Source organism: Rhodococcus sp. SJ-3 (genome assembly GCF_051918125.1).
In the GTDB taxonomy this organism is placed as follows: Bacteria; Actinomycetota; Actinomycetes; order Mycobacteriales; family Mycobacteriaceae; genus Rhodococcus.
Genome location: NZ_CM123306.1, coordinates 3,111,341 through 3,136,258, shown reverse-complemented (window position 1 = coordinate 3,136,258; position 24,918 = coordinate 3,111,341). Strand labels below are relative to the sequence as shown.

At 65.5% G+C, this 24,918-nt stretch carries 20 protein-coding genes; 10 read left to right on the top strand and 10 right to left on the bottom strand.

Annotated elements, in window-relative coordinates:
• Positions 1–69 precede the first annotated feature (69 nt).
• The 5 genes from ACTDXD_RS14515 to ACTDXD_RS14495 are packed head-to-tail and all read left to right on the top strand — an operon-like array spanning position 70 to position 5,120.
• Positions 70–576: an MCE family protein gene (locus ACTDXD_RS14515; protein WP_440123038.1), complete on the top strand. Its 507-nt coding sequence runs from the start codon at positions 70–72 to the stop codon at positions 574–576.
• Complete coding sequence (locus ACTDXD_RS14510; RefSeq protein WP_440123037.1) at positions 573–1,592, top strand: MCE family protein; 1,020 nt, start codon at positions 573–575, stop codon at positions 1,590–1,592. The genes ACTDXD_RS14515 and ACTDXD_RS14510 overlap by 4 nt, the downstream gene beginning before the upstream one ends.
• Positions 1,589–2,821, top strand: a complete 1,233-nt coding sequence (locus tag ACTDXD_RS14505; protein WP_440123036.1) for an MCE family protein — start codon at positions 1,589–1,591, stop codon at positions 2,819–2,821. Before ACTDXD_RS14510 ends, ACTDXD_RS14505 begins: the two co-directional genes overlap by 4 nt.
• Positions 2,818–3,912, top strand: a complete 1,095-nt coding sequence (locus ACTDXD_RS14500) for an MCE family protein (protein ID WP_440123035.1) — start codon at positions 2,818–2,820, stop codon at positions 3,910–3,912. The genes ACTDXD_RS14505 and ACTDXD_RS14500 overlap by 4 nt, the downstream gene beginning before the upstream one ends.
• Positions 3,909–5,120: an MCE family protein gene (locus ACTDXD_RS14495; protein ID WP_440123034.1), complete on the top strand. Its 1,212-nt coding sequence runs from the start codon at positions 3,909–3,911 to the stop codon at positions 5,118–5,120. Before ACTDXD_RS14500 ends, ACTDXD_RS14495 begins: the two co-directional genes overlap by 4 nt.
• A 56-nt stretch (positions 5,121–5,176) precedes the next feature.
• Here the strand turns inward: ACTDXD_RS14495 and ACTDXD_RS14490 are convergent, their stop codons facing one another.
• A complete protein-coding gene (locus ACTDXD_RS14490; RefSeq protein WP_440123033.1) occupies positions 5,177–6,310 on the bottom strand; it encodes a nitronate monooxygenase in 1,134 nt (377 codons plus the stop codon).
• A gap of 159 nt (positions 6,311–6,469) precedes the next feature.
• Between ACTDXD_RS14490 and ACTDXD_RS14485 the strand changes: the two genes are divergently transcribed.
• Complete coding sequence (locus ACTDXD_RS14485; protein ID WP_440123032.1) at positions 6,470–7,702, top strand: DUF222 domain-containing protein; 1,233 nt, start codon at positions 6,470–6,472, stop codon at positions 7,700–7,702.
• A 183-nt stretch (positions 7,703–7,885) separates the two neighbouring features.
• Positions 7,886–9,370, top strand: coding sequence for an aldehyde dehydrogenase family protein (locus tag ACTDXD_RS14480; RefSeq protein WP_440123031.1), 1,485 nt, complete (start codon positions 7,886–7,888; stop codon positions 9,368–9,370).
• A 17-nt stretch (positions 9,371–9,387) separates the two neighbouring features.
• On the opposite strand, the gene ACTDXD_RS14475 is transcribed toward ACTDXD_RS14480, so the two are convergent.
• From ACTDXD_RS14475 to ACTDXD_RS14445, 7 genes are read right to left on the bottom strand one after another with little or no spacing between them, the layout of a single operon-like run.
• Positions 9,388–10,635 (bottom strand): CaiB/BaiF CoA transferase family protein, encoded by a 1,248-nt coding sequence (locus ACTDXD_RS14475; protein WP_440123030.1) that lies wholly within the window; start codon positions 10,633–10,635, stop codon positions 9,388–9,390.
• Positions 10,636–10,656: 21 nt separating this feature from the next.
• The gene (locus ACTDXD_RS14470; RefSeq protein ID WP_440123029.1) at positions 10,657–12,141 is read right to left on the bottom strand and encodes an aldehyde dehydrogenase family protein; all 1,485 of its coding nucleotides are present in this window, start codon (positions 12,139–12,141) and stop codon (positions 10,657–10,659) included.
• Between the two features lie 10 nt (positions 12,142–12,151).
• Positions 12,152–13,453 (bottom strand): homogentisate 1,2-dioxygenase, encoded by a 1,302-nt coding sequence (gene hmgA / locus ACTDXD_RS14465; RefSeq protein WP_440123028.1) that lies wholly within the window; start codon positions 13,451–13,453, stop codon positions 12,152–12,154.
• Complete coding sequence (locus tag ACTDXD_RS14460) at positions 13,450–14,505, bottom strand: lipocalin-like domain-containing protein (protein ID WP_440123027.1); 1,056 nt, start codon at positions 14,503–14,505, stop codon at positions 13,450–13,452. The genes hmgA and ACTDXD_RS14460 overlap by 4 nt, the downstream gene beginning before the upstream one ends.
• A gap of 23 nt (positions 14,506–14,528) precedes the next feature.
• Entirely contained in the window at positions 14,529–15,806 is a 1,278-nt protein-coding gene (locus ACTDXD_RS14455; protein WP_440123026.1) for an oxygenase MpaB family protein, read from the bottom strand.
• A complete protein-coding gene (locus ACTDXD_RS14450) occupies positions 15,803–16,963 on the bottom strand; it encodes an alpha/beta hydrolase (RefSeq protein WP_440123025.1) in 1,161 nt (386 codons plus the stop codon). The genes ACTDXD_RS14455 and ACTDXD_RS14450 overlap by 4 nt, the downstream gene beginning before the upstream one ends.
• Positions 16,960–18,762 (bottom strand): multicopper oxidase family protein, encoded by a 1,803-nt coding sequence (locus ACTDXD_RS14445; protein WP_440123024.1) that lies wholly within the window; start codon positions 18,760–18,762, stop codon positions 16,960–16,962. The genes ACTDXD_RS14450 and ACTDXD_RS14445 overlap by 4 nt, the downstream gene beginning before the upstream one ends.
• Positions 18,763–19,104: 342 nt before the next feature.
• On the opposite strand from ACTDXD_RS14445, the gene ACTDXD_RS14440 reads away from it, so the two are divergent.
• Positions 19,105–19,692 carry a TetR/AcrR family transcriptional regulator gene (locus ACTDXD_RS14440; protein ID WP_440123023.1) on the top strand — a complete coding sequence of 196 codons (588 nt, stop codon included), beginning with the start codon at positions 19,105–19,107 and terminating at the stop codon, positions 19,690–19,692.
• Here the strand turns inward: ACTDXD_RS14440 and ACTDXD_RS14435 are convergent.
• Entirely contained in the window at positions 19,679–20,308 is a 630-nt protein-coding gene (locus tag ACTDXD_RS14435) for a hemerythrin domain-containing protein (RefSeq protein WP_440123022.1), read from the bottom strand. The genes ACTDXD_RS14440 and ACTDXD_RS14435 overlap by 14 nt on opposite strands.
• Before the next feature lie 77 nt (positions 20,309–20,385).
• On the opposite strand from ACTDXD_RS14435, the gene ACTDXD_RS14430 reads away from it, so the two are divergent.
• Entirely contained in the window at positions 20,386–21,114 is a 729-nt protein-coding gene (locus ACTDXD_RS14430) for a helix-turn-helix transcriptional regulator (RefSeq protein WP_440123021.1), read from the top strand.
• A gap of 112 nt (positions 21,115–21,226) precedes the next feature.
• Entirely contained in the window at positions 21,227–23,794 is a 2,568-nt protein-coding gene (locus ACTDXD_RS14425) for a multicopper oxidase domain-containing protein (RefSeq protein WP_440123020.1), read from the top strand.
• A gap of 7 nt (positions 23,795–23,801) precedes the next feature.
• Here the strand turns inward: ACTDXD_RS14425 and ACTDXD_RS14420 are convergent, their stop codons facing one another.
• On the bottom strand, positions 23,802–24,914 hold the full coding sequence (locus tag ACTDXD_RS14420) for an NAD(P)H-dependent flavin oxidoreductase (protein WP_440123019.1): 1,113 nt from the start codon (positions 24,912–24,914) through the stop codon (positions 23,802–23,804).
• Between the last annotated feature and the right edge of the window lie 4 nt (positions 24,915–24,918).

The window sequence follows — 24,918 nt, the reverse complement described above, 5'->3', positions numbered from 1 at the left end:
GCGGCTTCTACGCGCTGTCGCTCGATGCGTTCACCGGCCTGTTCCGTGCTACAGGGCCAGGGCGGATCTGTGGAATCGATTCTCGTACACGCGGCGTCGGTCACTTCGAGCATCGCCGACCGCGATGCTCTCGTCGGCCAGGTGATCGCGAACCTCGACTCGGTGCTGGCAAACCTTGCCGCCCACCGCGACACGTTCGACACCGCCCTCGAGCGCGCACACCAAATCGCGTCCGGTCTCGCTCGGGACAGCACACTGCTCGCCGACTCCGTCGTCCATATCGACGCCGCCGGCGCTGAGGTGGCCGCGCTCCTCGCCGAGGCTCGTGCCCCACTGGCGGGGACGATCAGCGAAACAGGAAACTTGGCAACACTACTCGACTCGCGTAGCGATACCATCGAGCAACTGACCACCGAACTTCCCGAGGCGTATGCCTCACTCACCCGCCTCGGCGCGTACGGCGGATTCTTCAACTACTACCTGTGCGGCATGCTCATCAAGGTCAGCGATCCCTCCGGGAACACCATCAGCTCTCCCCTGTTCGGGCAGACCACGGGCAGGTGTGCTCCGCAATGACTCAATTCCGTGAGATGAATCAGGTTCGCGTCGGCGTCGTCGGCTCCGTTGCAGTCATCGCTCTGATGTTGTGCGCCTTGAGTATCCAGTCGCTTCCGTTCCTCGACCACGGCACCACCTACCGTGCCAGGTTCGTCGACGCCGGCGGACTGAACACCGGCGACGCTGTGCAGGTGTCCGGCAAGGACGCCGGGCGGGTCACCGACATCGAGATCGACCACGACGCCGTCGCCGTCACCTTCACTGTCACCGACGACGTCGTCCTCGGCACCGACACCACCGTCGAGATCGCAACGGCCACTGCACTCGGCGCGCGGCACCTGCGTGTGCGTCCCGCCGGACCCGGAACCCTCGACCCCGACACCACCCTCGACGTCGACCACACCACTGCTCCGTATCAGCTCACCGATGCCCTCGGCGATCTCACCGAGACCGCAGCAGAACTCGACGCCGAACAACTGCGCGCCTCCATGGACGTCCTGTCGGACACCCTGCGCGACACCCCCGACGACGTCGCCGCCGCCCTCGACGGGGTCATGCGGCTCTCCGACACGGTGGCCTCCCGCGACGAATCCCTGCGCGAATTACTCCGGCACGCCGAAGAAGTCACCACCGTGCTCGCCGAGCGCAGTACCGCAATCGATTCGCTGATAGTCGACGCGGATCGCATTCTCGCCGAACTCGACCGCCGTCGCAGTTCTCTCGACACCCTGTTCGCCAACGTGCAGGCGTTGTCGGTCGAGATCGGAAACCTCATCGTCGACAACGAAGCCCAACTGGCTCCGACACTGCAGAAGGTCAACTCGGTGCTCGACATCCTCACGCGCAACCGCGACGACATCGCCCTGGCGATCCAACGGCTCGGCCCGTACGCAACCGAACTCGGTGAAGCGGTGGCATCGGGCCCGTTCTTCAACTCGTACATCCAGAATCTACTGCCCGCGCAGATCATCGAACCCGCGCTCACCGCCGCACTCGAGGGTGCGGGTATCGCCCCGGTCGGAGGTGGACGATGACCCGTCTACGTCCCCTTCTCACCTGGCTCGTTCCCCTGGTTGTGCTGGCAATCGTCGCGGTGCTGTCGTTCACGGTGGCGCCGTGGCGTTCGTCGGTCGAATACGCCGCCGAATTCGATACGAGTCGCGGCCTGTACGTCGGCGACGACGTGCGGGTGATGGGCGTCGAGGTCGGGCGGGTCACCGATATCGAACCGCGCGGCAACCACGTTCTCGTCACCTTCACCTCCGATCGGCCCATACCCTCAGACGCGCAGGCCGCGTTCATCGCCCCGACGCTGGTCTCGGCGCGCTTCGTGCAGCTCACACCCGCGTACACGGGCGGGCCAGAACTCACCCCCGGAGCCGTAGTCCCGCTCGAGCGCACGGCTGTGCCCGTCGAATGGGATGAGATCACCGAACAACTGACCCGGTTGACCACCGAACTCGGGCCGACCGTCGACGACCCGCAGGGCCCTCTCGGAGAGGTCCTCGACACCGCTGCCGCCAACGTCGAGGGGCAGGGTCCGGCGATGCGCGCGTCCCTCGAGCAGTTGTCCGCTGCGCTGCGCACCATCTCGGACGGACGTGAAGACATGTTCGGCACCATCGGGAATCTCCAGGTGTTCGTGGAGGCACTGTCGCTCAGCAGCGACCAGATCGTCTCTCTTCACACCCATCTCGCATCCGTGACGCAGACTCTCGACGACAACCGCGACGACATGGGTGCCGCGCTCGCCACCCTCGACACGGTGCTCGTCGACGTCGAACGCTTCGTGCGTGACAACCGCGGGAACATCGACACGACGTTCGATCGCACCGCCGCGCTCACCGAGACACTCGCAGCGCAGCGCGACGGCATTGCACAGGTCTTGCATGTCGCGCCGACCGCATTGTCGAACCTGCAGAGCATCTACCAGCCCGCCCACAACACCGTGGTGTCCGCACTGGCACTGTCGAACTTCGCCAATCCGGCCCAGTTCGTGTGCTCGGCCCTTGCCGCCGCGGAGCAGGTCGACGCCCACACCGGTTCCGAACTGTGCGTGCAGTACCTCGGCCCAATCCTGCCACTGCTCACGATGGACTACCCGCCCGTGCGCATCAATCCCACTCGCGGGGTCGGGGCACTGCCCGATCAGCTGGTGTACACCGAACCCGATCTTGCGCCGCAAGCAGGTGTCGCTCCACCGCCTGCGCCGGTGGTCGCTCCACTCGACCTCGCCGACCTCCTGCTCCCGGGGGCACCGTGACCGCACGACTGTCGAAGATCGCGCTTGCTCTGATGTGCACCGTGCTGGTCGCGGGGTGCGAGTGGCGCGGATTGAACTCCCTGGAGTTACCGGGGACCCACGGCCGAGGGGACGGCGCGTACGCGGTTGTGATCGAAATGCCGGACGTTACTACCCTCGAGCGTAATTCGCGTGTACGGGTCGGCGACGTCACCGTCGGGCGGGTCGCCGATCTGCAGCTCGCCGACGGGCATGCAGTAGTAACGGTGATGATCGACGGAGGCACCGAGCTTCCCGCCAATGCGATTGCGAAGATCGGGCAGACCAGCCTGCTCGGATCCGCGCACGTCGAGCTCGGTGCGCCGACAGCCGAAGCCCCACAGGGCCGGCTCGGGGACGGAGACATCATTCCGCTCAACCGGGCAGGATTATTCCCCACGACCGAGCAGACCCTGTCGTCACTGTCGCTGGTCCTCAGCGGCGGCGGTCTCGCGCAGGCGCAGGAGATCAGCCGCGAACTGAACACCGCACTCGACGGACGCCAGGAGTCGGCGCGGGCACTGATCACCCGACTCGACACCGTGCTCGCTGGGCTCGACGGTCAGAAGGAACAGATCATCGGGACGATCGAATCCGTCGACACCCTCGCCGCGGAAGTCGCCGAGCACAACCAGCGGCTGGCGGCCGCTACCGATCAGCTGGCCCCCACTCTCGAGGTGTTGAGCGAGCAGCGTGAAGATCTGACACGTGCCGTCGACTCGCTGGGGCAGTTCGGCCGTGTCGCCACGGAAGTCGTCGAAGCCGGCGGCGACAACGCCATCGCGAATCTCCGCGACCTCGAGCCGGTACTCGCGGCGCTCGCGGGCACGGGCGATTCGCTGACCGAGTCGCTGCGCTACCTGCTGACATTCCCCTTCCCGATCGACACCTACAAGAACGCGGTCCGCGGCGACTATGCAAACGGCACGGTCATTCTCGACCTCACGCTCCCGACGCTCGAGAACGCACTGCTGCTCGGGACGCCGTTCGAGGGGGCCTTGACCGGGACGGACCGTCCGATCCCCGACCTCGTATCGCTGCTGGTTCCGCCCACCGAGGAGGAGACCCGATGAGTCCCACCGCAGCCCTACGTGCCCGGCTGATCGTGTTCTTCACGATCGGCATCGCCGCGGTGCTGGCGGTGGCGTTGTGGGTCGTGAATCTGCCGCAGCTTGTCGGGGTCGGCAGGTACGAGGTTCGCGTCGAACTTGTCGATGCCGCAGGCCTGTATCCGTCGGCGAATGTCACCTATCGGGGATTCGAAATAGGGCGGGTGACCGAGGTCGCGATGACCACGCCCGGGGCCGAAGCCGTCCTCTCGCTCGATTCCGGGGTTGCCGTGCCGATGGATGCACCGGCACAGGTCCGCAGCATGTCGGCGGTGGGTGAGCAGTACCTCGAGTTCCTGCCCGGGAACGAGGAGGGTCCGTACCTGAGCGACGGCGCCGTCGTCGCCGCAGCGCAGGTGTCACTTCCCGAGCCGATCGCCGGGGCCCTCGACCAACTCGACGAGACACTGCAGTCCGTCGGGAACGACCGGCTTGCGACTCTCCTCGACGAAACCTACACGGCTGTAGGCGAATCGGATGAAGACCTGCGAACCCTGATCGACGCGGCAGCGGCGGTCAGTGCTGATGGGGCCGACAGCGCCGACGCCATCGCGGCGCTGCTCGATCAGGCGGGTCCCCTGCTCGAAACGAACGTCGCGGCATCGGAGTCGATCACGCAATGGGCGAGCGCCCTCGCGGGAACCACCGCGCAACTGCGCGACTCCGATGCGGACATTCGCGCGCTGCTCGATGTCGCAGCGCCCGCCGCTGGGCAGGTGCAGGCGATGTTCGAGGAGATGGAGCCGACGATGCCGCTGCTGCTCGCGAACCTGATCACCGTCGAACAGGTTGCGGCCGTGTACCGGCCGTCGCTCGAGCAGATGCTGGTGCTGTTCCCCTCGATCATGGCGTCGACGCAATCGGCAGCGCTCCCGAACGCCGACAATCCGGCGCAGAACACGTTCTTCGTCAACTCCTACAACGACCCGCCGCCGTGTATCGAGGGCTTCCTTCCGCCCGAGCAGAGGCGTTCACCGACGGAACTCGATGTGCCCGAGACGCCGTCGGATCTGTATTGCAAGCTGCCGGCGGATTCGCCGATTGCGGTGCGGGGAGCCAGGAACATGCCGTGCATCGAGTACCCGGGCCGACGAGCCGCGACCGTGCAGTTGTGCCGCGACGGCGGAGGTTCGGCGACGAACCTCGGGGAGCTTATGACACCACCGGCATAACCGCCGGTGCGTGGTTCCGGTAGCCCCCGCTACCAGAACCACGCACGGGTGGAGTTCTATGCGTTCGCGGCGTCGTTCAACCTTTCGAGTGTGCCGGTCGCGTCGAGGTACTCCTGCACCCACCGTTCGATGACCGCGGAGGTCTTCTCGACCTTCGTGAACTGCCCGACGACCTGACCCACCGGGTTGAAAGCGACATCGACGGACTCGTCCGGGTACTTGTGCGTAGCGGCAACGGCCATGCCGGAGACCATGTACTGCAAGGGCATACCGAGAGGCTTGGGGTTCTCCTCCTGCTCCCACGCCTCGGTCCAGTCGTTGCGCAGCATGCGGCAGGGCTTGCCGGTGAACGAGCGGCTACGCACGGTGTCGCGGCTGCCTGCCTTGATGTAGGCATCCTGCTGGACCGCCGTATTCTCGGCTTCCTCGACCATGAGCCACTGCGAACCCGACCAGACGCCCTGCGTGCCCAACGCCAGCGCAGCGGCGATCTGTTCGCCACTGCCGATGCCACCGGCAGCCAGTACCGGAACAGGCGCAACCTCCTTGACGACCTGCGGCCACAGAACAATCGAGCCGACCTCGCCGCAGTGTCCGCCGCCCTCGCCACCCTGGGCGATGATGATGTCGACTCCGGCATCCGCGTGCTTGCGGGCCTGGTACGGGGAACCGCACAGCGCCGCAACCTTGCGACCCGAGTCGTGGATGTGCGCGATCATGTCGGCAGGCGGAGTGCCGAGCGCGTTGGCGATGAGCGTGACCTTCGGATGCTGCAGTGCCACCTCGACCTGCGGCGTGGCGGTGGCCTCGGTCCAGCCGAGCAATTGCAACGCGTTATCGTCGTCGCCCTTGGGTACGGGGACACCGTGGTCGGTGAGGATTCCGCGGGCGAACTCGAGGGTTTCCTGCGGCACCATCGACTGCAGCATTTTCGTCAGCTCGTCGGCGGACAGGTCGGAATCCATACCCTCGTACTTGCCCGGGATTACGATGTCGACGCCGTACGGCCGGTCACCGATGTGCTCATCGATCCAGTTCAGTTCGATTTCGAGTTCTTCGGGCGTGAAGCCGACAGCGCCGAGAACGCCGAAGCCACCGGCCTTGGCCACGGCGACGACGACGTCGCGGCAGTGGGTGAATGCGAAGATCGGGAACTCGATGCCGAGCTGGTCGCATAGGGGTGTGTGCATTCAGCACTCCTCGAGAAGAGACGGTGAACAACTGAAACAAGTTCCACCATAGGTCCAGCGTGCCCGAATGAACATGCCCCGCAACACCGAAGTGACCAGCATCGAACATGATTTCGAAAAGTACTTGTAAGTCGAATATATGTTCTATACAATTCGATCATGGGTGGGGATACCTGGAAATTCGATGACAAGCAGCTGATGTCCGAGACGCTCGCCGTCAGCGCCCAAATCCATGCGTCGCAGGTGCACCGCGTGGATCTGATGATCGCGCTGTTCGAACGCGACGCCGTCAAAGAACACGGGTACCGCAGCCCCGCGCACTGGTTGTGTGCCGCGACCAACCTCGAACTCGGTGAATGTCATCGCATCGAATCACTCGCGAAGCTGCTCCGGCTCGAACCGGAAGTCCGCGACGCCTACTCATCCGGGCTGCTCGATGCGGAGAAAGCGCGGCAGATCGCCTACTTCTGCCAGCACTACCCACGGAATATGAACCCGTGCGAGTTCGAGAAGGCCCGCGACATCCTCATCGACCACGCCAGCAAGACGGTCGCCACGAAAGCGACCGTGCGCGCCGTGATCCGCCGCCTCGAACACCTCTACGGCACGGGCGATGGTCCACCACCCGGTGAGGATTCCACCCGCAACGAGCTGTTCGTCTCCACCACTCTGCACGGGCGTGTGGTGATCAAAGGCGAGTTCGATGCCGTCACCGGCGCCCGCCTCCGGCACCTGCTCTCCCCGTTGGCCGCACCGAGGCCCGAAACGAACGGCATCAAAGACGACCGACCGGCATCCAAGCGCAACGCGGATGCGTTCGAGCAACTCCTGCAGTTCGTCGAAGCCGCCGGGCTCGTCCCGGTCGAAGGCGGCGTGAAACCGCACGTCACGGTCACCGCGTCGATCACGGATCTGACGAAGAACACCGCCGTCAAAGAACTCTTCGCGAACTCCCCAGAACAGGGATACGCAACCGAACCGTGGGCCGGACCGTTGTCGCTCGACGCCGCCCGGATGCTCGCCTGCGACTGCCAGGTCACACGGATCCTGCTCGACGAACACGGCGTGCCGCTCGCACACGGGCAGACGCGCCGCACCGCGTCCACCGCGCAACGCAGAGCCCTCGCGGTGCGGGATGGCGGGTGCGCCTTCCCCCACTGTTCGACACCACCGGCCTGGGCCGATGCCCATCATCTGACCCATTGGGTGGACGGCGGTGGCACCGACATCGACAATCTCGTGCTGCTATGCGGTCATCATCATCGGTTTATGCACCACACCGAGTGGGAAGTGGAGATGACCGAGGAGCGTCGGCCGCAGTTCATTCCTCCTGCGAGTGTGGACTTGTTCCGTAAGCCGATTCCGGGGAACAGACCGGATCTGGTCGCCTAGTTCTACAAAAGCAGCCACCGTCACCAGGGCACAGGTGTGCCCTGGCTGCGGTCGTGACCGTGTCCCGACGATTTCGCTGAATCACCTCGCCATCGATGACGTCGATATAGTCTCGCGACCGATTCCCGTCTTGATGTCGCGACATTGGCAAGCACCCGAACGCGTACAACCGAACGGAGCGATATGACGTCAGTACAGGACGACACCGGAATACTGGCCGGCGACGATCGCATGCTGATCGACGGCGAACTACAACACACCAGCAGCGGCGCCACATTCGACGTGATCCACCCCGGCAATGAAGAAGTCGTCGGCCACGCCACCGACGGCACCGTATCCGATATGGAACGCGCCATCGGCGCCGCACGCCGCGCCTTCGACACGACCGACTGGTCACGCGACGTCGAATTCCGCTACCACTGCCTGAACCAACTGCATGAAGCGCTGACGAAGAACATGGAGCGCCTGCGCCGGATAGTGGTGACCGAAGTCGGTTGCCCGATCGGGGTGACATCGAGCCAGATCGAAGATCCGATCGAGGAAGTCAAGCACTGGGCCGAATACGGCCGCAGCTTCGACTATCTGCAGGACACGGGAATGCATCCCACCGTCATGGGCCCGGCGCGACGGCTCCTGCACTTCGACCCCGTCGGGGTCGTCGGCGCCATCACCCCGTGGAACGTGCCGTTCTATCTCAACGTCGCCGAGACGATGCCTGCACTGATGGCAGGCAACGCCGTCGTCCTCAAGCCTGCACAGCTCACCCCGTGGTCCGGCAGCGAACTGGGACGCATCGTCGCCGAGGAGACCGATATTCCGCCGGGCGTGTTCAACGTCGTGCTGTCGAACGCCAACGAGGTGGGCGCCGCGTTGTCGTCGGATCCACGGGTCGACATGATCACCTTCACCGGTTCGACGGCGACCGGGCGAGCCATCCTGGCTGCCGCCGCGCCCACGGTCAAGAAAACGATGCTCGAACTCGGTGGCAAATCCGCTCACATCGTGCTCGACGACGCCGACCTGGGCGCGTCGCTTCCCATGGCAGCGGTGATGGCATGTGTGATGTCGGGGCAGAGCTGCATCCTGCCCAGCCGGATCCTGTTACCGCGCAGCCGCTACGACGAAGGCATCGCGGTGCTGAAGGCCACGATGGAATCGTTCCCGGTGGGCGATCCGTGGGTTCCCGGCACCATGCAGGGACCGCAGATCAGCGAAACCCAGCGTCAGAAGGTGCTCGGCTTGATCACCGACGGTGTCGAATCCGGCGCGACCCTCATCACCGGCGGCGGCATTCCGGAGGATCTGCCGACGGGCTATTTCACCCAGCCGACGCTGCTGGGCGACGTCGATCCCAATTCACGCGTCGCGCAGGAAGAGATCTTCGGCCCGGTACTGACCGTCACCGCCTACGACACCGATGACGAGGCCATTGCGATCGCCAACAATTCGATCTACGGCTTGTCCGGTGAGGTGAGCAGCGCCGACAACGATCGGGCGCTGGCCGTCGCGCAGCGCATGCGTACCGGCAGTGTCACCGTCAACGGAAAGTCCTTCTTCGGGATCACGAGCCCGTTCGGTGGCACCAAACAGAGCGGACTCGGTAGACGCAACGGCACGCAGGGTTTCGAAGAGTATCTCGAAATCAAGACAATCGGACTGCCCGGCTGAACGAGAACCGACTGCGCTCAGATCACGCCGCGCTCGCGCAGATCGGCGCGCTCGCCTTCGGTCACGCCCAGCAGGTCGCCGTAGACGGCGGCGTTGTCGTAGCCGGCGATCGGCGGACCTGCACGACGTACCGAACCCGGGGTGTCGGCCAAGCGCGGCACCACCCCCGGTCCGAGAACATCGAGGCCGGTGCGTTCGTCATGATGGGAGACCAGCATGTCGCGCGCCTGGAACTGGTCGTCGGCGACCACTTCGGCCACCGTATTGACGGGCCCTGCAACGACACCGGAGGCCGACAGGTGTTCGAGCAGCTCGGTGAGGGGCCATGTGGCGGCCCACGCGCCGATGAGATCGTCGAGGTCGTCCTGATTCACACCACGCGCAAGGTGGTCGGCGAACTTCGCATCGTCGGCCAGTTCCGGGCGATCCATAGCCGCGCACAGGCGCCGGAAGACGGTGTCCTGGTTGGCCGCGATGACGATCCACATGTCGTCGGCGGTGCGGTACAGATTCGACGGCGCGATGCCCTCGAGCCTGGTGCCGGACGGTCCTCGCACCACCCCGGCAGCGTCGTAGTCGGGAATGACCGATTCCTGAACGGCCAAGCACGCTTCGGTCAGCGCCACGTCGACGATCTGCCCGCGCCCCGTCCGCTCGCGGCTCAGCAGCGCGGCAAGCACACCTTGGACGGCGAACATGCCGCCGAGCGTGTCGCCGAGTGACAGCGCGAGCCGCGGCGGCGCCTGACCGGGATAGCCGTTCAGGTGCCGCAGACCGCTTTCCGCCTCTGCGACCGAGGCATATCCGGCGTGTCCGGCTCTGGGGCCGGTCTGCCCGTATCCGGACACACGCGCAAGGACGATCCCAGGGTTGACCTCGGAGAGCACGTCGAAGCCGAGGCCCCATTTCTCGAGTGTGCCGGGCCGGAAGTTCTCGACGACGACGTCGGATTCGGCGACCAGTCGGCGGAAGAGGTCCTGACCGTCGACCGACCTGAGATCGAGAGTGATGCACCGCTTGTTGCGTGCGTGCACGGTCCAGAAAAAGCGGTGACCATCACGCTCCCCCTGCCCCCAGGTGCGCAACGGGTCGGGACGCTTCGGATCCTCGATCTTGATGACGTCGGCGCCCATGTCGCCGAGCAACCGTCCCGCGAACGGACCGGCGATCAGAGTGCCCAGTTCGAGTACCCTGATCTCTCCGAGCGCACCGGATGCGGTCTGCTCTGTCGACTCGGTCGGTGTGCCTGCGGTATCCGTCGTCACTGAGTGTCCATTTCTTTCCGGTCAGTAGCCGAGGTGAACCGTCTTCTCCTCGGTGAACGCCTCGAGGCCGCTGCGCCCGAGCTCACGCCCGATGCCGCTCGCGTCGCGACCACCCCAGGGTAGTGCCGGATCGGGTACACCCCAGCCATTGACCCACACGGTGCCGACCCTCAGCTGCGGAATCACGCTGTGCACCGTCGAGAGGCTCTGGCTGAAGATGAAGGCATTGAGGCCGTACTGCGTCGCGTTCGCGAGACGGATGGCCTCTTCCGTGGTCTTGAAGGTGATGACGGTCGCGACGGGCCCGAAGATCTCCTCTCGCGCGATCGTCAGATCGTTGGTGCCGCGGAACACCGTGGGCTGCACGAAAAAGCCCTTGTCGCCTACGCGGGCGCCGCCGGTGAGCAGATCGGCACCTTCACTCTTGCCCTTCTCGATGTACCCGAGAATGCGGTCGAGTTGCTTGCGGTTGACGATCGTGCCCTGGGTGGTTCCCGCGTCGAACGGATCACCGATCACTGCGGCACGTGCGAATTCGACGAGGCCCTCGATGACCTGGTCGGCGACAGACTCGTGCACGATCACGCGGGTGCCCGCCGCACATACCTGCCCCTGGTGATAGAAGTTGCCCATCGCGATCCACGGCAGCGACGCTTCGAGGTCGGCGTCCGGGAAGATCAGCTGCGGGGCCTTGCCACCCAGCTCCAAAGTGACCTTCCGGAACTTCTCGCCCGCAAGCGAGGTGATGGTCTTGCCGACGACGGGGCTGCCGGTGAAGGTGATCTTGTCGATGCCCTGGTGCGCAGCAAGCGCAGCTCCTGCCTCCGGCCCCAGGCCGGGGACGACGTTGAACGCCCCGTCCGGCACGCCGGCTTCGGCAAGCAGGTCGGCGAGTTTCAGCACTGCAAGGGAAGCAACCTCGGCGGGCTTGACGACGACCGAGCAACCCGCTGCCAGCGCAGGTGCGATCTTCCACGCTGCAACCACGGTCGGGTTGTTCCACGGCGTGATCGCACCGACCACCCCGAGTGGCTGGCGGAGGGTGAAGCCGAAGCGGTGCTGCGGTCCGACGTCCGGGAGGATCATCGCTTCGCCGGCGATCTTGTCGGCCCAGCCCGCGTAGTGCCGGAACGATGCTGCCGCCGCGGGAATGTCGCCCGCGACGGTATCGGCGTACAGCTTGCCCATCTCCGCCGTCTCGAGCGCTGACAACTCTGCGGCATGTTGCTCGATGAGATCTGCCGCGCGCGAGAGGACTCTGCCGCGTTCGGCACCGGCCATACGAGACCACGCACCCGAGTCGAACGTGTCGCGGGCGGCGTCGACGGCGGCGTCGATGTCCTCGGCGCCGCCGCGTGCGATCTCGGCGACGATCTCTTCGTCGGCCGGGTTGATGGACGAGAACGTCTCGCCGGACCGGGCCGGAACCGCCCGGCCGCCGATGCGCAGAAGTGTGTCCGGCACGACGACCGGGGCGGGAATGACGGGAGCTGCAGTGTCGGTCATTGAGGGGCTCCTAGTTCGAGGGCGGGATGAAGCGACGTTCCAGTCCGGACCACGACGAGTCGTAGTCGCCTTGGCGATGGGATGCGCCCAGAGCCGACTCGGTGACGGCGAGCGCGAGGCGGGTTTCGAACATGAACGAGGTCGTGTTCTCGAGTTTGACCGGCGAAAGTTCGGTGGATGACGCCAGATCGAAGGTCTCCCGGTCGGGCCCGTGCGCACCCCACTGGTTGTGCAGCGATGCTCCTCCTGGCACGAACCCTTCGGCTTTCGAATCGTGTCGCCCACGGATCAGACCCATGAACTCGGTCATCACGTTGCGGTGGAAATGCGGTGGCCGGAAAGTGTGTTCACCGACGACCCAACGGTCGGGAAAGACGCAGAAGTCGACGTTCGCCTGGCCCGTGATCGAGGACGGCGAGGTGAGGACTGTGAATATCGACGGGTCGGGATGATCCCAGCCTGCGGTGGTCATGGCGTTGAATCGCGCCAGATCGTATTTGTAGGCACCGTGCGTCCCGTGCCACGCGACGACGTCGAGCGGTGAATGGTCGAGTTCGGTTGCCCACAGGTGACCGCCGAATTTCTGCACCAGTTCCACTTTTCCGGAACGATCCTCGTACCACGCTGTGGGATAGAGGAAGTCGCGTGCGTGGGCGAGTCCGTTGGCGCCGATCGGCCCGAGTTCCGGGAGTCGGTAGGCTGCTCCGTAGTTCTCACACACATACCCGGTCGCTGTGTCACCCAGGAGTTCGACCCGGAAGCGCACGCCCCGCCCGACCACCGCGATCTCCCCCGGCGCGATCGCGATCCTGCCGAACTCGGTGCGAAGCAGCAGCGCACCGCTCTGCGGGACGAACAACAGTTCTCCGTCGGCGTCGACGAAATACCGATCGGTCATCGACACCGATATCGCATACAGATGTATGGCAATCCCGGTACGTCCGTGGACGTCTCCGTTGACAGCGTAGGTCGTCATGCCGTCGACGAAGTCCACACCGGCCGCAGGCGCGGGCTGCGGGTCCCAACGCAGCCGGTTCGGTGTCACCACTGCCTCGGACGAGGGCGCGGACACCCAGCCACGGTCGCCTGTTCGCTGGAACGGCCGATGAGCGGATGAGGGCATGATCCGGTAGGTCCAGCTGCGTGTGTTGATCTCACGCGGCTCGGTGAACGCGGTGGCCGAATGCTGCTCGGCATACAACCCGTACGGTGCTCGCTGCGGTGAGTTCTGACCCCACGGCAGCGCACCCTCGACCGCCTCGCTGTGGTGCTCGTTACCGAACCCGTTCAGGTACTCGAGGTCCACCGTCACGTCAGGGCGACCATCTCGTGCAGCGTCGTACCCGAACGATCGTATTGTTCACCGTCGATAGTCACGGTCATCGTGAAATCGGACCGGAACCGGAAGTAACCCGGCCGGCCGACCAGCCAGTTCACGATCGGCTTGACGAGCTTGCTCGACGCGATCGGGATGTCTTCGAGAAGATTGTGAGCGTGGACGATTTCGCGCACCGTCAACGTCAGATCGAGGGAATCGGCAACCTGTATCCGTAACCATGACGGGTAGGTGCGATCGGCGACGGCGTCGTAGACCGCCGGGCCCTCCGTCATCTCGACCTCGCCGTTGCTGAGCACCACCTCACGTCCCATAGCGATCATCACCGGCTGAGACCAGTGCTCGCCGTATTTCTTCTGCGTCTGCACCATCGCGTAGACCAGCGAGAAATCGTCGGTGTAGAGGCGACCCCAATACCACTTCGAGATGATGCGCTTCATGTCGCCGACGCCCCAGTTGTGGTCGTGGTAACCACGCCCGGTGACCTCGGTGGTGACCCCGTCGACGGTCACCGTTCCCGCGACACGTGCGCGAGGTGCGCCGACCACCCACGCGAAGAACTCGCGATCGTTGTAACTGGTCTGCCCCCGTCCCGGCATCCACGGCGGCACCTCGGCGGTGAACGTGAGATCGAATGCGAGGTCGTCCTCTGCCACCGACACGTGGTAGACCGGTAGCCCGTTCTCCTCGCCGGTCAGCTTGGCGAAGCTGCGGCCTACCTGGACGTCGCACCGCTCCGCCGACACGGTGAGGTCTGCGTCGGAATACTGTGTGATGGCTTCGCGACGCTCGCCGTCGGCGCTGTAGACGTGGATCTCGACGCCGGGCTTCCGGTGCACCAGCTCCCGCGTCTGCAGCATGGCGACGACGATGCGACCGTCGTCGAGATGTGCATCGAAGTACCAGTGTTCGAATGCGTGCTTGTCGGCCGAAGGGTGAGCGCCGTTGTCGCTCGGGACGACTTGCGTGATGTCGCCGTCGCGCCGACCGGGACCATTCCATGCCTCGACGATCTGCAGTGCCGCCATAGTTCCTCCGGTGATGTCGGGATTCAGCGCCGCAGGGCGCCGCTTGCGTCGAATTGCGCTTCTCGCCCGTTCATTTGGGCTCGGTACCAGTTCTCACGATGAGCGACCATGATCTTTTCGTGCACTCCGGAGATCCCGGGAACACGCCGGGCGAGTTCCATCGCGGTGATGAACGGGAATCGGATGATCGGGATGATCATCCACGGAATGACGGTCGGCATCGAATACTTGCGACGGGTGCCCGGTCCCATGAACATTGCCGAGTAGACCGCGTTGATCCGGAAGTTGTACGCCGCCCGTAGCCGCTCGAATCCTCGCTGGCCGTCACGGGGCGCGAATGCCAACGGGTACGACTCGATCAATTCCTTGCCGTGCTCACCCGAGTCGTAGGATCGCGACACCACGGTGGTGAGCAACGTGCGGATGCTGTCGCCGATCGTCTCCGGGTACCAGTCGATGCGAACCCCGAGCAGGTATCCCATGTACTTCTGAAAGTGGATGAGAGCGCGGATCTCCCGCGGCGTGGTCTGATAGCCGAGTGTCCACAGGGCAAGGCCGGGGGTGAGGCTGCCTGCGATCAGGGTGAGCAGCATGTAGGTCTGGCTGATCGGCAGCCCCCACTTCTGTTCGTCCCATTCGGGGTGCTTCGCAACCCGATCGCGTACCGATACATGCATCACGCGGACCTTGAGGGCAGTGGCGCGTCCGGCCGATCCCGGGGTGAGCAGTGCACCGGGCTCGGAGACATCGCACCAGAAGCGGCAGGTTTCGAGGTAACGACGCAGCGCGTTGTCACCGGCATACCCACCGGCCAGCGACAGTGGTGTCGCCACAGCGGATTCCGTGTAGATTTCGAGGGTTTCGGCGCCCGCGAAGCTGAACAGCATAGTGCCCCAGCGTCGCCAGATCTTGGCGCCTTCTTCGACGAGTTCGGGTTGCACCCAGTCTGGGACGATCTCGAACTCCTCGAACAGCGCCTTCATCGCCTCCGGCGCGTCCGGGACGGTATCGATGCCGCCGGTGAGCGCACTATCGAGCATCTCCCGCGTCTTCTTCGGGCCGAGATCGCCGTGATAGACCTCGCCGACGAACCGTTCCGCGGTGGGGTCGCCGCTGAAGAGATCGTTGCACAGGGCACGGGCAGTCTCGTCGTCGTGCAGGATGTCGAAACCTGTGACTTTGCGGATGATGTTCCGGACCCGCGCGACGCCCGGGCGCTCGACGGCCTGCCAATAGGGAAATCGACTCGGACAGCGGTCCTGTGCCGGCGGGGACGTCTTCGCATCGAGTGTCCCGGTCATGGCGTTGCCTCCTCGAGGACGGTGCGACGGATCCAGCCGGTGATACGGCCGACCACGTCGTCGAGACCGCCCGGCTGATAGACCAGATAGTGGTTGAGTCCGCGCATCTCGATCAGATCGCTGTCGCCGCCCAGCGCCTGGTGCATCAGGCGCGAATCCTCCGCGAAGGCGGCCTGGTCGCCGAGCAGGCTCATCACCATGGCGGGCGCATCGACGTGTGACAGGTCTTCGAGAGCGTCGGCATTGGTGTTCTCGAAGCTCCAGGTGCTGAGCCAGCTACGCACCGTGACGAATCGCGCGAGTCCACCGGCTGCGGTGTTCGCGGCGGCCGGATCGCCGTACATGCTGCCGAGTTCGCGGTCGCTGGGGTCGAGGGTGAGGTCGACGAAACGAGGGTCCGCGACGGTGCGGTGCACGACGAATCCGCGGTCGGATGCACCGGTGCGGTTCAATTCGTCGAGCTGTTCGAATGCCCAGGCATCGATGCGCCGCATACGCGCAAGTTGAGCCTCGCGGTACCGGGCGACCCAGTCGTGGTCGAGCGGTACCATCCTGCCCTGCGCGTAGAGATCGAGTGCGGGATCGATGCTGTACGGGTTTGTTTCGTCGAGGACAGCGCCGTCGATCCAATGCCGCAGGACACGCGCACGCCCGGGGTGCGCCCCCACGAGCATCACCGCGTCGGCCGGACGTAGCTTCGCGTCGGAGAATGACGCCGGGTCGCCGGCGGGTGTCTCGGTGATGGTGGGGTTCTCGGCCTGCGATTGATAGAACGACGCCAGGGAGCCACCGCCGCTGAAGCCCAGCAGCACGACCTTTTCGAATCCCAGTTCCTCGGCCATCCACCGCACTCCGGCGCCAAGATCGAACGCGGCGCGCTCCATGATCAGCGCCGGCTCGTTCGACGCGTACCGGGTGTTCAGGCCCATGGCCGGAATGCCTGCCCCGGAGATCGCGCGCAGCAAGAAGTGGCTCAGGAAGTTCGAGGCGGGATGACACATGATCACCCCGACCTTCCGCGAGTATCCCGGCGCGGCAACAAGATTTCCGTGGAGTGTCGGATAGTGGCGGCTCAGGCCCGAGTGCATCTCGATGCGGCCGTCGGATGCGGGCTCGTAGGGAATGCGCTGAAAGTAGTCGTTCGTTTTGAAAGTCATGTCACCGTCCGGTATTCGAGCATCATGTCGTGGTCTTCGTGATCGAGGATGTGGCAGTGCCACACGTAGCCTTGGAGTTCACCGTCCTGCGGTTCGCCGTGACCGTGGTGCGGAACTGCATGTGCGTGGTCGTCGAACGTGTGCACCTCGGTGGAGAAGGTCGCGTCAGGGTCGAATCCGAGTTCGTCGGTCGTCGGGAAGCGCACCACGATGCGCGTGACGGAGTTCGGGTCGCAGATCACTGTGTCCTTGAAACCGGTCTCCCAGGACTCGGGTCCGCGAAGCGGTTCGACGACGAACGGGTCGGCGTCGGGAGTCCACTTGATACCCAGTGGCCCCTGTGGTTGACGCGCGCACATCGCGAGGGTGTCGATCGCCTGCCTCCCGAGTACACGGAAGTGCACCAGGTGCAGGTGAATCGGATGGGGATCGGGAGTGGCGTTGACGATGTTCCACTGCTCCACGGTGCCCTGCCGAGGCTTTTCGATGTCGTCGGTGTCGAAGGTGAGATTGTTGAGCGACATGATCGACGGCGGCAGCCGGACATCCGACGGCTGGCTCAGCGACACGTTGCGTACCGTCTGCGGCACCGGAATCGGGCCCACCACCGGGGGTTGTCCTGCACCGCCGCGCAGGGTCTCCGGGACGGGGTCGGTGAAGCCGAGTTCTGTTCCGACGCGGAAACGCATGAACGTCGGCATCAGCACAGCGCCGATCTGCGCGGCCTGTGGCGCAGCGGGTTCGGTGTTGCGCAGTTCGACGGTGGAATCGGGTTCGAGCGCACTGAAGTCTACGAGAATGTCGACGCGCTCCCCCGGCGACAGACGCACTCGCGTCACAGGTGCCGGGGCATCGAGCACACCGCCTTCCATCCCGATCACCCAGAACGGCATGTCATTCGAGAAGTGCAGGTCCCAGATGCTGAACGAGGCCGCGTTGAGCATCCGCATCCGGTACAGGCCGCGGTCGACGCGGGCTTGCGGCCAGATCTTGCCGTTCACGACGCCGACGTCGCCGACGGCTCCGCCTTCCCAGCGCCCCTGCGGAACGACGGGGGTCGAGCGAATACTCTGTGTGCCGTCGCTGTTCACGATCTTTTCCTGGAGGACGAGGTCGAGTTCGTGGACGCCCGCGGGAAGGCCGAGTGGATTGCCGGGTTCGCCGGTGTCGTATTCGTCGCGCAGCAGATACAGCCCCGCAAGACCGGCGTAGACATTGAGCCGGGTCACGGCCATCGCGTGGTCGTGGTACCACATCGTCGTCGCTTCCTGCCGGTTCGGGAACCGGTAGGTGTAGCCCTGTCCCGGGCGTGAGATCTGCCTCGGGTGGCCGTCGAATTCCGGTGGTGTGACACCCCCGTGCAGGTGCATCGAGGTGGGCACCGCGATGCGGTCGTGCTCGCCGAGTCCGTGCAGTGACGTGTCGAAATCGGCTGCGAACGGATGGGACGTGATCCGATTGCGGTACTCGACCGTGGTTTCGCGCCCCTGCCGCGCAACGATGACCGGGCCGAGATAGGTGCGGTCGCCGTAGGCGAGGGCGGGGCCGGGAGCGAGGTCGCGATGGAAGCTGTGCGTCGTGCTCACCGCATCGATCGTCACCGTCGTGTTGTCGATGCGCGGCAGAATGGGGAGTTCGTCGACGAACGGTTCGAGCGAAGGCGAGTGGAAGAGCAACGGGTTCGAGATATCCGGACCATCGGCGAGCGCGCGGCCACCACCGAACAGCAATGGTGCACCCGCCCCGGCCCCCAAGGCCATTCCTGCGAGAAGTGTTCTGCGACTGATCTTGTGCATCATGCGCTTTCGTGTCGACCCCACACCGACCGGTACGACCACGACGAATCGTGACGGGGTTCACAGTACCATACGGTATGGTTTGGTCAAGGCTACGAAAGGCATCCGATGACACTGCAATTCCGGTCACGCTCAACATTCCTCGCAGTCGGTGCCGCTCTCGCATTCTCGACCGCGGCAGGGACACCCGGAGCGATCGACGTCGTCGCCGGATAGACCCGGTATGCGTGGGCTGCCGCGAGGCGATCCGCGGCCGACCTACTCCGCGATCTGCACGAAGCAACTCGTCACGGCGGCCACCGCAGACCACGGCGTGTAGTGTCGCACTCGCACCGGACAAGGAGAATGGTCGTGACTCGGCACTCGGCGAAGAAGACACGCGACTCCCCCCGTCGCCCACGGCTCTCACTCGACGATTGGACCGAAGCCGGATTGCAGTTACTCGTCACCGAGGGCCGCTCGGCGGTGAAGATCTCGCGTTTGTGCGACCAACTCGGTGTCACGAAAGGCAGCTTCTACTGGCATTTCGCCGATATCGACGAACTGATGCACGCCATCGCCACACGCTACTGCTCCCACGACAACGACGCCGCTCGCGGACTCACGACCGTCGAGGAAATGCCGGTGCGGGAGCGGCTCGCTCACATGGCGACGATGCTCGTCGACGACCGCTCGTGGGCCGCCGAGACCGCGGTTCGAGACTGGGCCCGCAGCGACCCTCAGGTCGCCGAGTCCGTGCGCGCGCTGGACCAGCGCATCATGGCGGTGGTCGAGAATGCCTTCCTCGAACTGGGTTTCGACGATGCCGGAGCGCGTATGCGCGCGGGCACCCTCGTGTACGCGGGGATCGGATTCGTCTACGGCCGGGACAATCTGCGCACCCCGACCGTCGACGAGATCCAGGACCTGCTCGCGGTCCTCACCCGCATGTGAGACCTCGGGTGCGATTCAGTTTCACGCCCCACGTGTCGGGACCTCGATGCTCGTCGTCCTTCTCACCGCATCCGCAGAAGTGGCCACCGGAGTGGGCACCGGCCTCGGTAAGCTCCTCGGACTCTTCGTGCCCACCGAGTAATTCGTGCATTCCATCGAGGATCGCGGTGAGGGACTCCCCGGGGTCGGCCGCGATCAGCGGAAGGATCCTGTCGTTCTCGTCGACGAGATGCGCATCGAACACGACCCGAAGCGCGTACGCGGCCGCGGCGAGGCGGACGGGCGACGGTTCCGTCGCGATCCGATCGACGAGCCCGGCGAGCACGCGGTGCACGGCGATCATCGATTCGACGAGTAGCCGCGCATCGTCGCGGCGACCCGCAGCGGGGTACAACTTGCGCTCTTCAGCGACGGCGTGCGGCATCAATGTTCCGTTGAGGTAGTCGACGGCCGCGCGCCGGGCGGTCTCGACGTCCCCTCCTGCCGCGGCGGCGTCGATCAAGGTGTCGGTGAGGATTGCGATGCGGCCCGCGATCTCGGCGTGATGGTTCCGGACGGCGTCGACGGCCTGCGCATCGGCGGCACTACTGGCGACGGGGACGACCTCGGTGCTCATGATGACTCCCTCGGTGTGGTGGCGCCTGTGGTCGTTGCCACTGGCCTTCCACCCGTCAATTTACTACAGTTATTTCCGTGGAAAACAGTGATCTGCTACACGGCCCCCGACCGGCACTTCCGCCGACGTCGCACCCGGCGCTGTCCACCCAGCGAATCGCGGTGCTCGACGACATCCGCGCACACGCCCCCACCCGCGTCGGCGACGTCTCCACACGGCTCGGACTCCACCAGAACACCGTGCGAGAGCACCTCGATGCCCTCGTCGAACTCGACCTCGTCGAACGCACCCGTGAAAAGGCACACGGACGCGGACGCCCCGCCCAGCTGTACCGCCCCACCCCCACCGCAGATCCCACCGGCGCGCACCGGGACTACGCGGGCCTGGCCACCGCCCTCGCCGGACACATCGCCCGCACCAGCACCGACCCCGAAGCAGATGCACGAGCCGCCGGAATCGCCTGGGGACGCGAGATCGCGCGCGAGGTCATCGACCTGATGGCCACCGAAACCAACGATCCGCACGCATTCGCGCTCGACGTCCTCATCCGGCTCGGATTCGACCCCGTCGACCGCGGGCCCGCACTCGGGGTCGCACTACGTCGCTGCCCACTGCTGGAAGCAGCGCGCCGCTACCCGACCGTCGTGTGCCAGGTCCACCTCGGCATCATCGAAGGTGCCCTCCTCGAAATCGACGCTCCCACCGGCCCGGGTCTCGATCTGCTCGCCTTCGCCGAACCCGCTGCGTGCAGGCTCTTCCTGCCCGATCCGTCCTTCCCCGCCCACGATTCATCGGCCCCGCCGTGAAGCCCGTCGCTCTCCGGGCACGCCGCACTGTCCGCGCGAGCGGGCATGCGCGCTTCATGACCGCCATCACGACGTGGCCTGCACTGCACCGTGCTCCCGAGGAGGTTGCGGGATGACCGAGCGTGGCAGCTGGCATCTGAAGACCGGCGCAGTGGTCGGGCTGTGGTTCACGGCGCTCGTCGTCGTCACCGTCGCACACCGCTGGATTCCGCAGTCCGGATGGCTGCTCATCCATCTGCTCGGGCTGGGAGCCGCGAGCAACGCGATCCTCGTGTGGAGCAGACACTTCACCGATGCGCTGTTGCGCCGCCCGGCGCCCGTCACCCACCGCGGCGAAACCGTGCGGCTCGTTGCGTTCAATGCCGGAGCCCTCGCCGTTGTCACCGGGATGGTGACCGGCCGCTGGCCCGCCGTGCTCCTCGGCGGCACCGTCGTGGCCGTCGCCGCCGCGTGGCACGGAGCGATCCTTCTCCAGCGCCTCAGGCGCGCACTCCCGTCCCGATTCGCGCACACCATTCGGTACTACGTCGCAGCCGCATCCATGCTGCCTATCGGTGCGGGATTCGGTGTAGCCATGGCGAACTCGGGACTCTCAGGCGACCTGCACGACCGGCTGGTGCTCGCTCACGCCGGGATCAACCTGCTCGGCTGGGTCGGATTGACAGTGCTCGGCACCCTCGTCACCCTGTGGCCCACGATGTTGCGTACCCGCATGGCACAGCGCGTGGAAACCGCGGCGCGACGCGGACTACCTGCGTTGCTCGCAGCACTCGCCGTCGGAGTGGTCGGCGCCGTCGCCGGAATACCGCTCGTGACGGCACTCGGCGTGTTCGGATACCTCGCCGCAGCCGTGTACGTCCTCGAACCGCACCTCGACGAGATCCGCCGCAAGCATCCGACCGACTTCGCGACGCTCTCCGTACTCGCCGGCGTCGTGTGGCTGCTCGGCTCCCTCACCTATCTCGGGTTCGGTATCGCACTCGCAACGACGCCGCTCGATGCAACGGAGGTCACCGGACGGGCGACCGCTGCTCTCCTCGCAGGATTCCTCACCCAGGTCCTGCTCGGTGCGCTGAGCTACCTGATGCCCGTCGTCATCGGTGGTCGCGCATCCGTCCAGGCGGCCACCGCGGAGCTCGAACGTGGTGCGCCCTGGCGCTTGTCGGTCGCGAACGGCGCATTGCTGCTGTGCGTTCTTCCCGTTCCGAGTCTCGTGCTCGTTGCGGCTTCGGTCCTCGTACTCGTCGCGTTGGCGTCCTTCCTGCCGCTCATGGTCCGCGCGATGTGGGCAGCGCGGCGCATGCGAGGGCAAACCTCGACACCGGGGCGCCCCGAGCCGGTACCCGCGCGACGCAGACTGTCGGTCGCGGCGGCCGGCCTGGGGGTCGTGGTGTTCGCGGCCGCAGTCGGTGTCGCCGCCGACCCGTCCGCGGTCGGCATCGCGACCGTCGGCACCTCTCACGTCGCCGAGACCGGGCGTACCGCGGAGGTCGAAGTTCACGTCGAGGGTATGCGGTTCGTCCCCGACGTCATCGAGGTCGCCGCCGGCGACCGGCTCGTGGTCACCCTGGTCAATACGGGTACGGACCGGCACGATTTGGTGCTGGCCAACGGCACTCGCACCGACCGCATCGACCCGGGTGCGACCACAACACTCGACGCGGGTGTGATCGGCAGCGACGTCGACGGGTGGTGCTCGGTTGCCGGGCATCGCCAGATGGGGATGACGCTGACGGTGCGCACCTCCGGTTCCGCACCGCCGCACCACGGCGAGGCCGGTTCGGAGCACGAGGCGACATCGCTTGCCGCCAGCGCTGTGTCGCACAGTCTCGGGGCCGCACCGGACTCCGGGTTCATCGCCCACGATCCGGTTGCGCCTGCACCTGATGCCGATCACCATCTGACGCTGGCTGTCACCGATGAACAACGCGAGGTCGCCCCCGGAATCACACAGCGACTGTGGACGTTCGGGGGCACCGCACCCGGCCCCACGCTGCGCGGCCACGCCGGCGACGTCTTCGAGATCACACTCGTCAACGACGGCAGTATCGGCCACTCGATCGATTTCCACGCCGGTGCGCTTGCGCCCGACGAGCCCATGCGCACGATCCAGCCGGGTGAATCACTTGTCTACCGGTTCACCGCGACCCGTGCCGGGATCTGGATGTACCACTGCTCGACCATGCCGATGTCCCTGCATATCGCCAACGGGATGTTCGGTGCGGTCATCATCGACTCGCCAGACCTCCCGCCCGCCGACCGTGAATACGTCCTGGTGCAGTCGGAGCTGTACCTGGGAGCCGAAGGAGGCGAGGCCGACTCCGACAAGATCCCTGCGGAGGACCCCGATCTGGTGGTGTTCAACGGCTATGCGAACCAGTACGACCACAGGCCGTTGCAGGCGCGGGTAGGTGAGCGGGTCCGGATCTGGGTGCTCGCAGCGGGACCGAACCGCGGCACATCGTTCCATGTCGTGGGCGGGCAGTTCGACACCGTGTGGTCGGAGGGTGAGTATCGGTTGCGGCCGGGCACCGGTGGTAGCCAGACGCTCGGTTTGTCCCCCGCGCAAGGCGGATTCGTCGAACTCGAATTCCCCGAACCCGGACAATATCCGTTCGTGTCGCACTCGATGGTCGATGCCGAGCGCGGCGCGCACGGAATCGTCGAAGTCCGCGAATGACTCTCGGCTACCGCGCCTGATTCAGCCGCTCGACCGCCCGGTCGTAACCGTCGACGAGTTCGGTCATGATTTCCGCGACAGGCCGGATCTCGTTCATCCGTCCGACGATCTGCCCGACCGGCATCGCCACGACCTCGGGATCGTTCCCCGCGGAGATACGTTGGTGCGCTTCGCTGACCAGGATGTTCTGCAAAGGCATGGGAAGAGGCGACGGCGCATCGGGCTTCGACCACGCCTCGGTCCACTTGGTCTTGAGGAGCCTGGCCGGTTTTCCGGAGTAGATACGCGACCGCACGGTATCGGACGAACTCGCGCCGAGCAGGGCACGCTGGATCGACGACGGTCCCTGCGCGGCCGAACCGAGCTTGTATTCGGAGGTGGTCAGCCAGTACGAACCCATCCACACACCGGACGCGCCGAGCGCGAGCGCTGCAGCGACCTGACGGCCCGACCCGACACCACCGGCGGCGAGAACCGCAGCGGAATCGCCGATGGCATCGACGATCTCCGGCCACAGCACCATCGACGCGACCTCACCGGTGTGGCCGCCTGCCTCGTAGCCTTGGGCGATGACGATGTCGACGCCGTTCTCGACATGCCGTTTCGCGTGTTCGACGGCACCGGCCAGTGCAGCGACAGGCACGCCTTTCTCGTGTGCAAGATCGATGACGTCCTTCGGCGGCGAACCGAGAGCGTTGGCGATGAGTGCGGGTCGGTGCCCGAGCGCCACATCGACATGGGAACGCGCGACCGAATGCAGCCAGCCCAGCACTCCGGTGGCGTGTTCGGCATCGTCGCCGAGCGGTGGAACACCCAGCTCCGTGAGTGTGCGGTCGACGAATGCGCGGTGCTCTGCCGGGATGAGGCTGTCGAGATCGACGGCGGTACCTTCCGTAGGCACCTTGGCCGGCATCACGATGTCGACACCGTACGGCTTGCCGTCGGTGTTCTCGTCCATCCAGGTGAGGACCGCGTCGAGTTCTTCGGGGTCGTTGAACCGGACGCAACCCAGCACGCCGAGGCCCCCGGCCCTGCTGATCGCCGCTGCGACGTGTTCGGACGGCGTGAAACCGAAGATCGGATACTCGATGCCGAACTTCTTACTGAGATCGGTCTGCATGTGT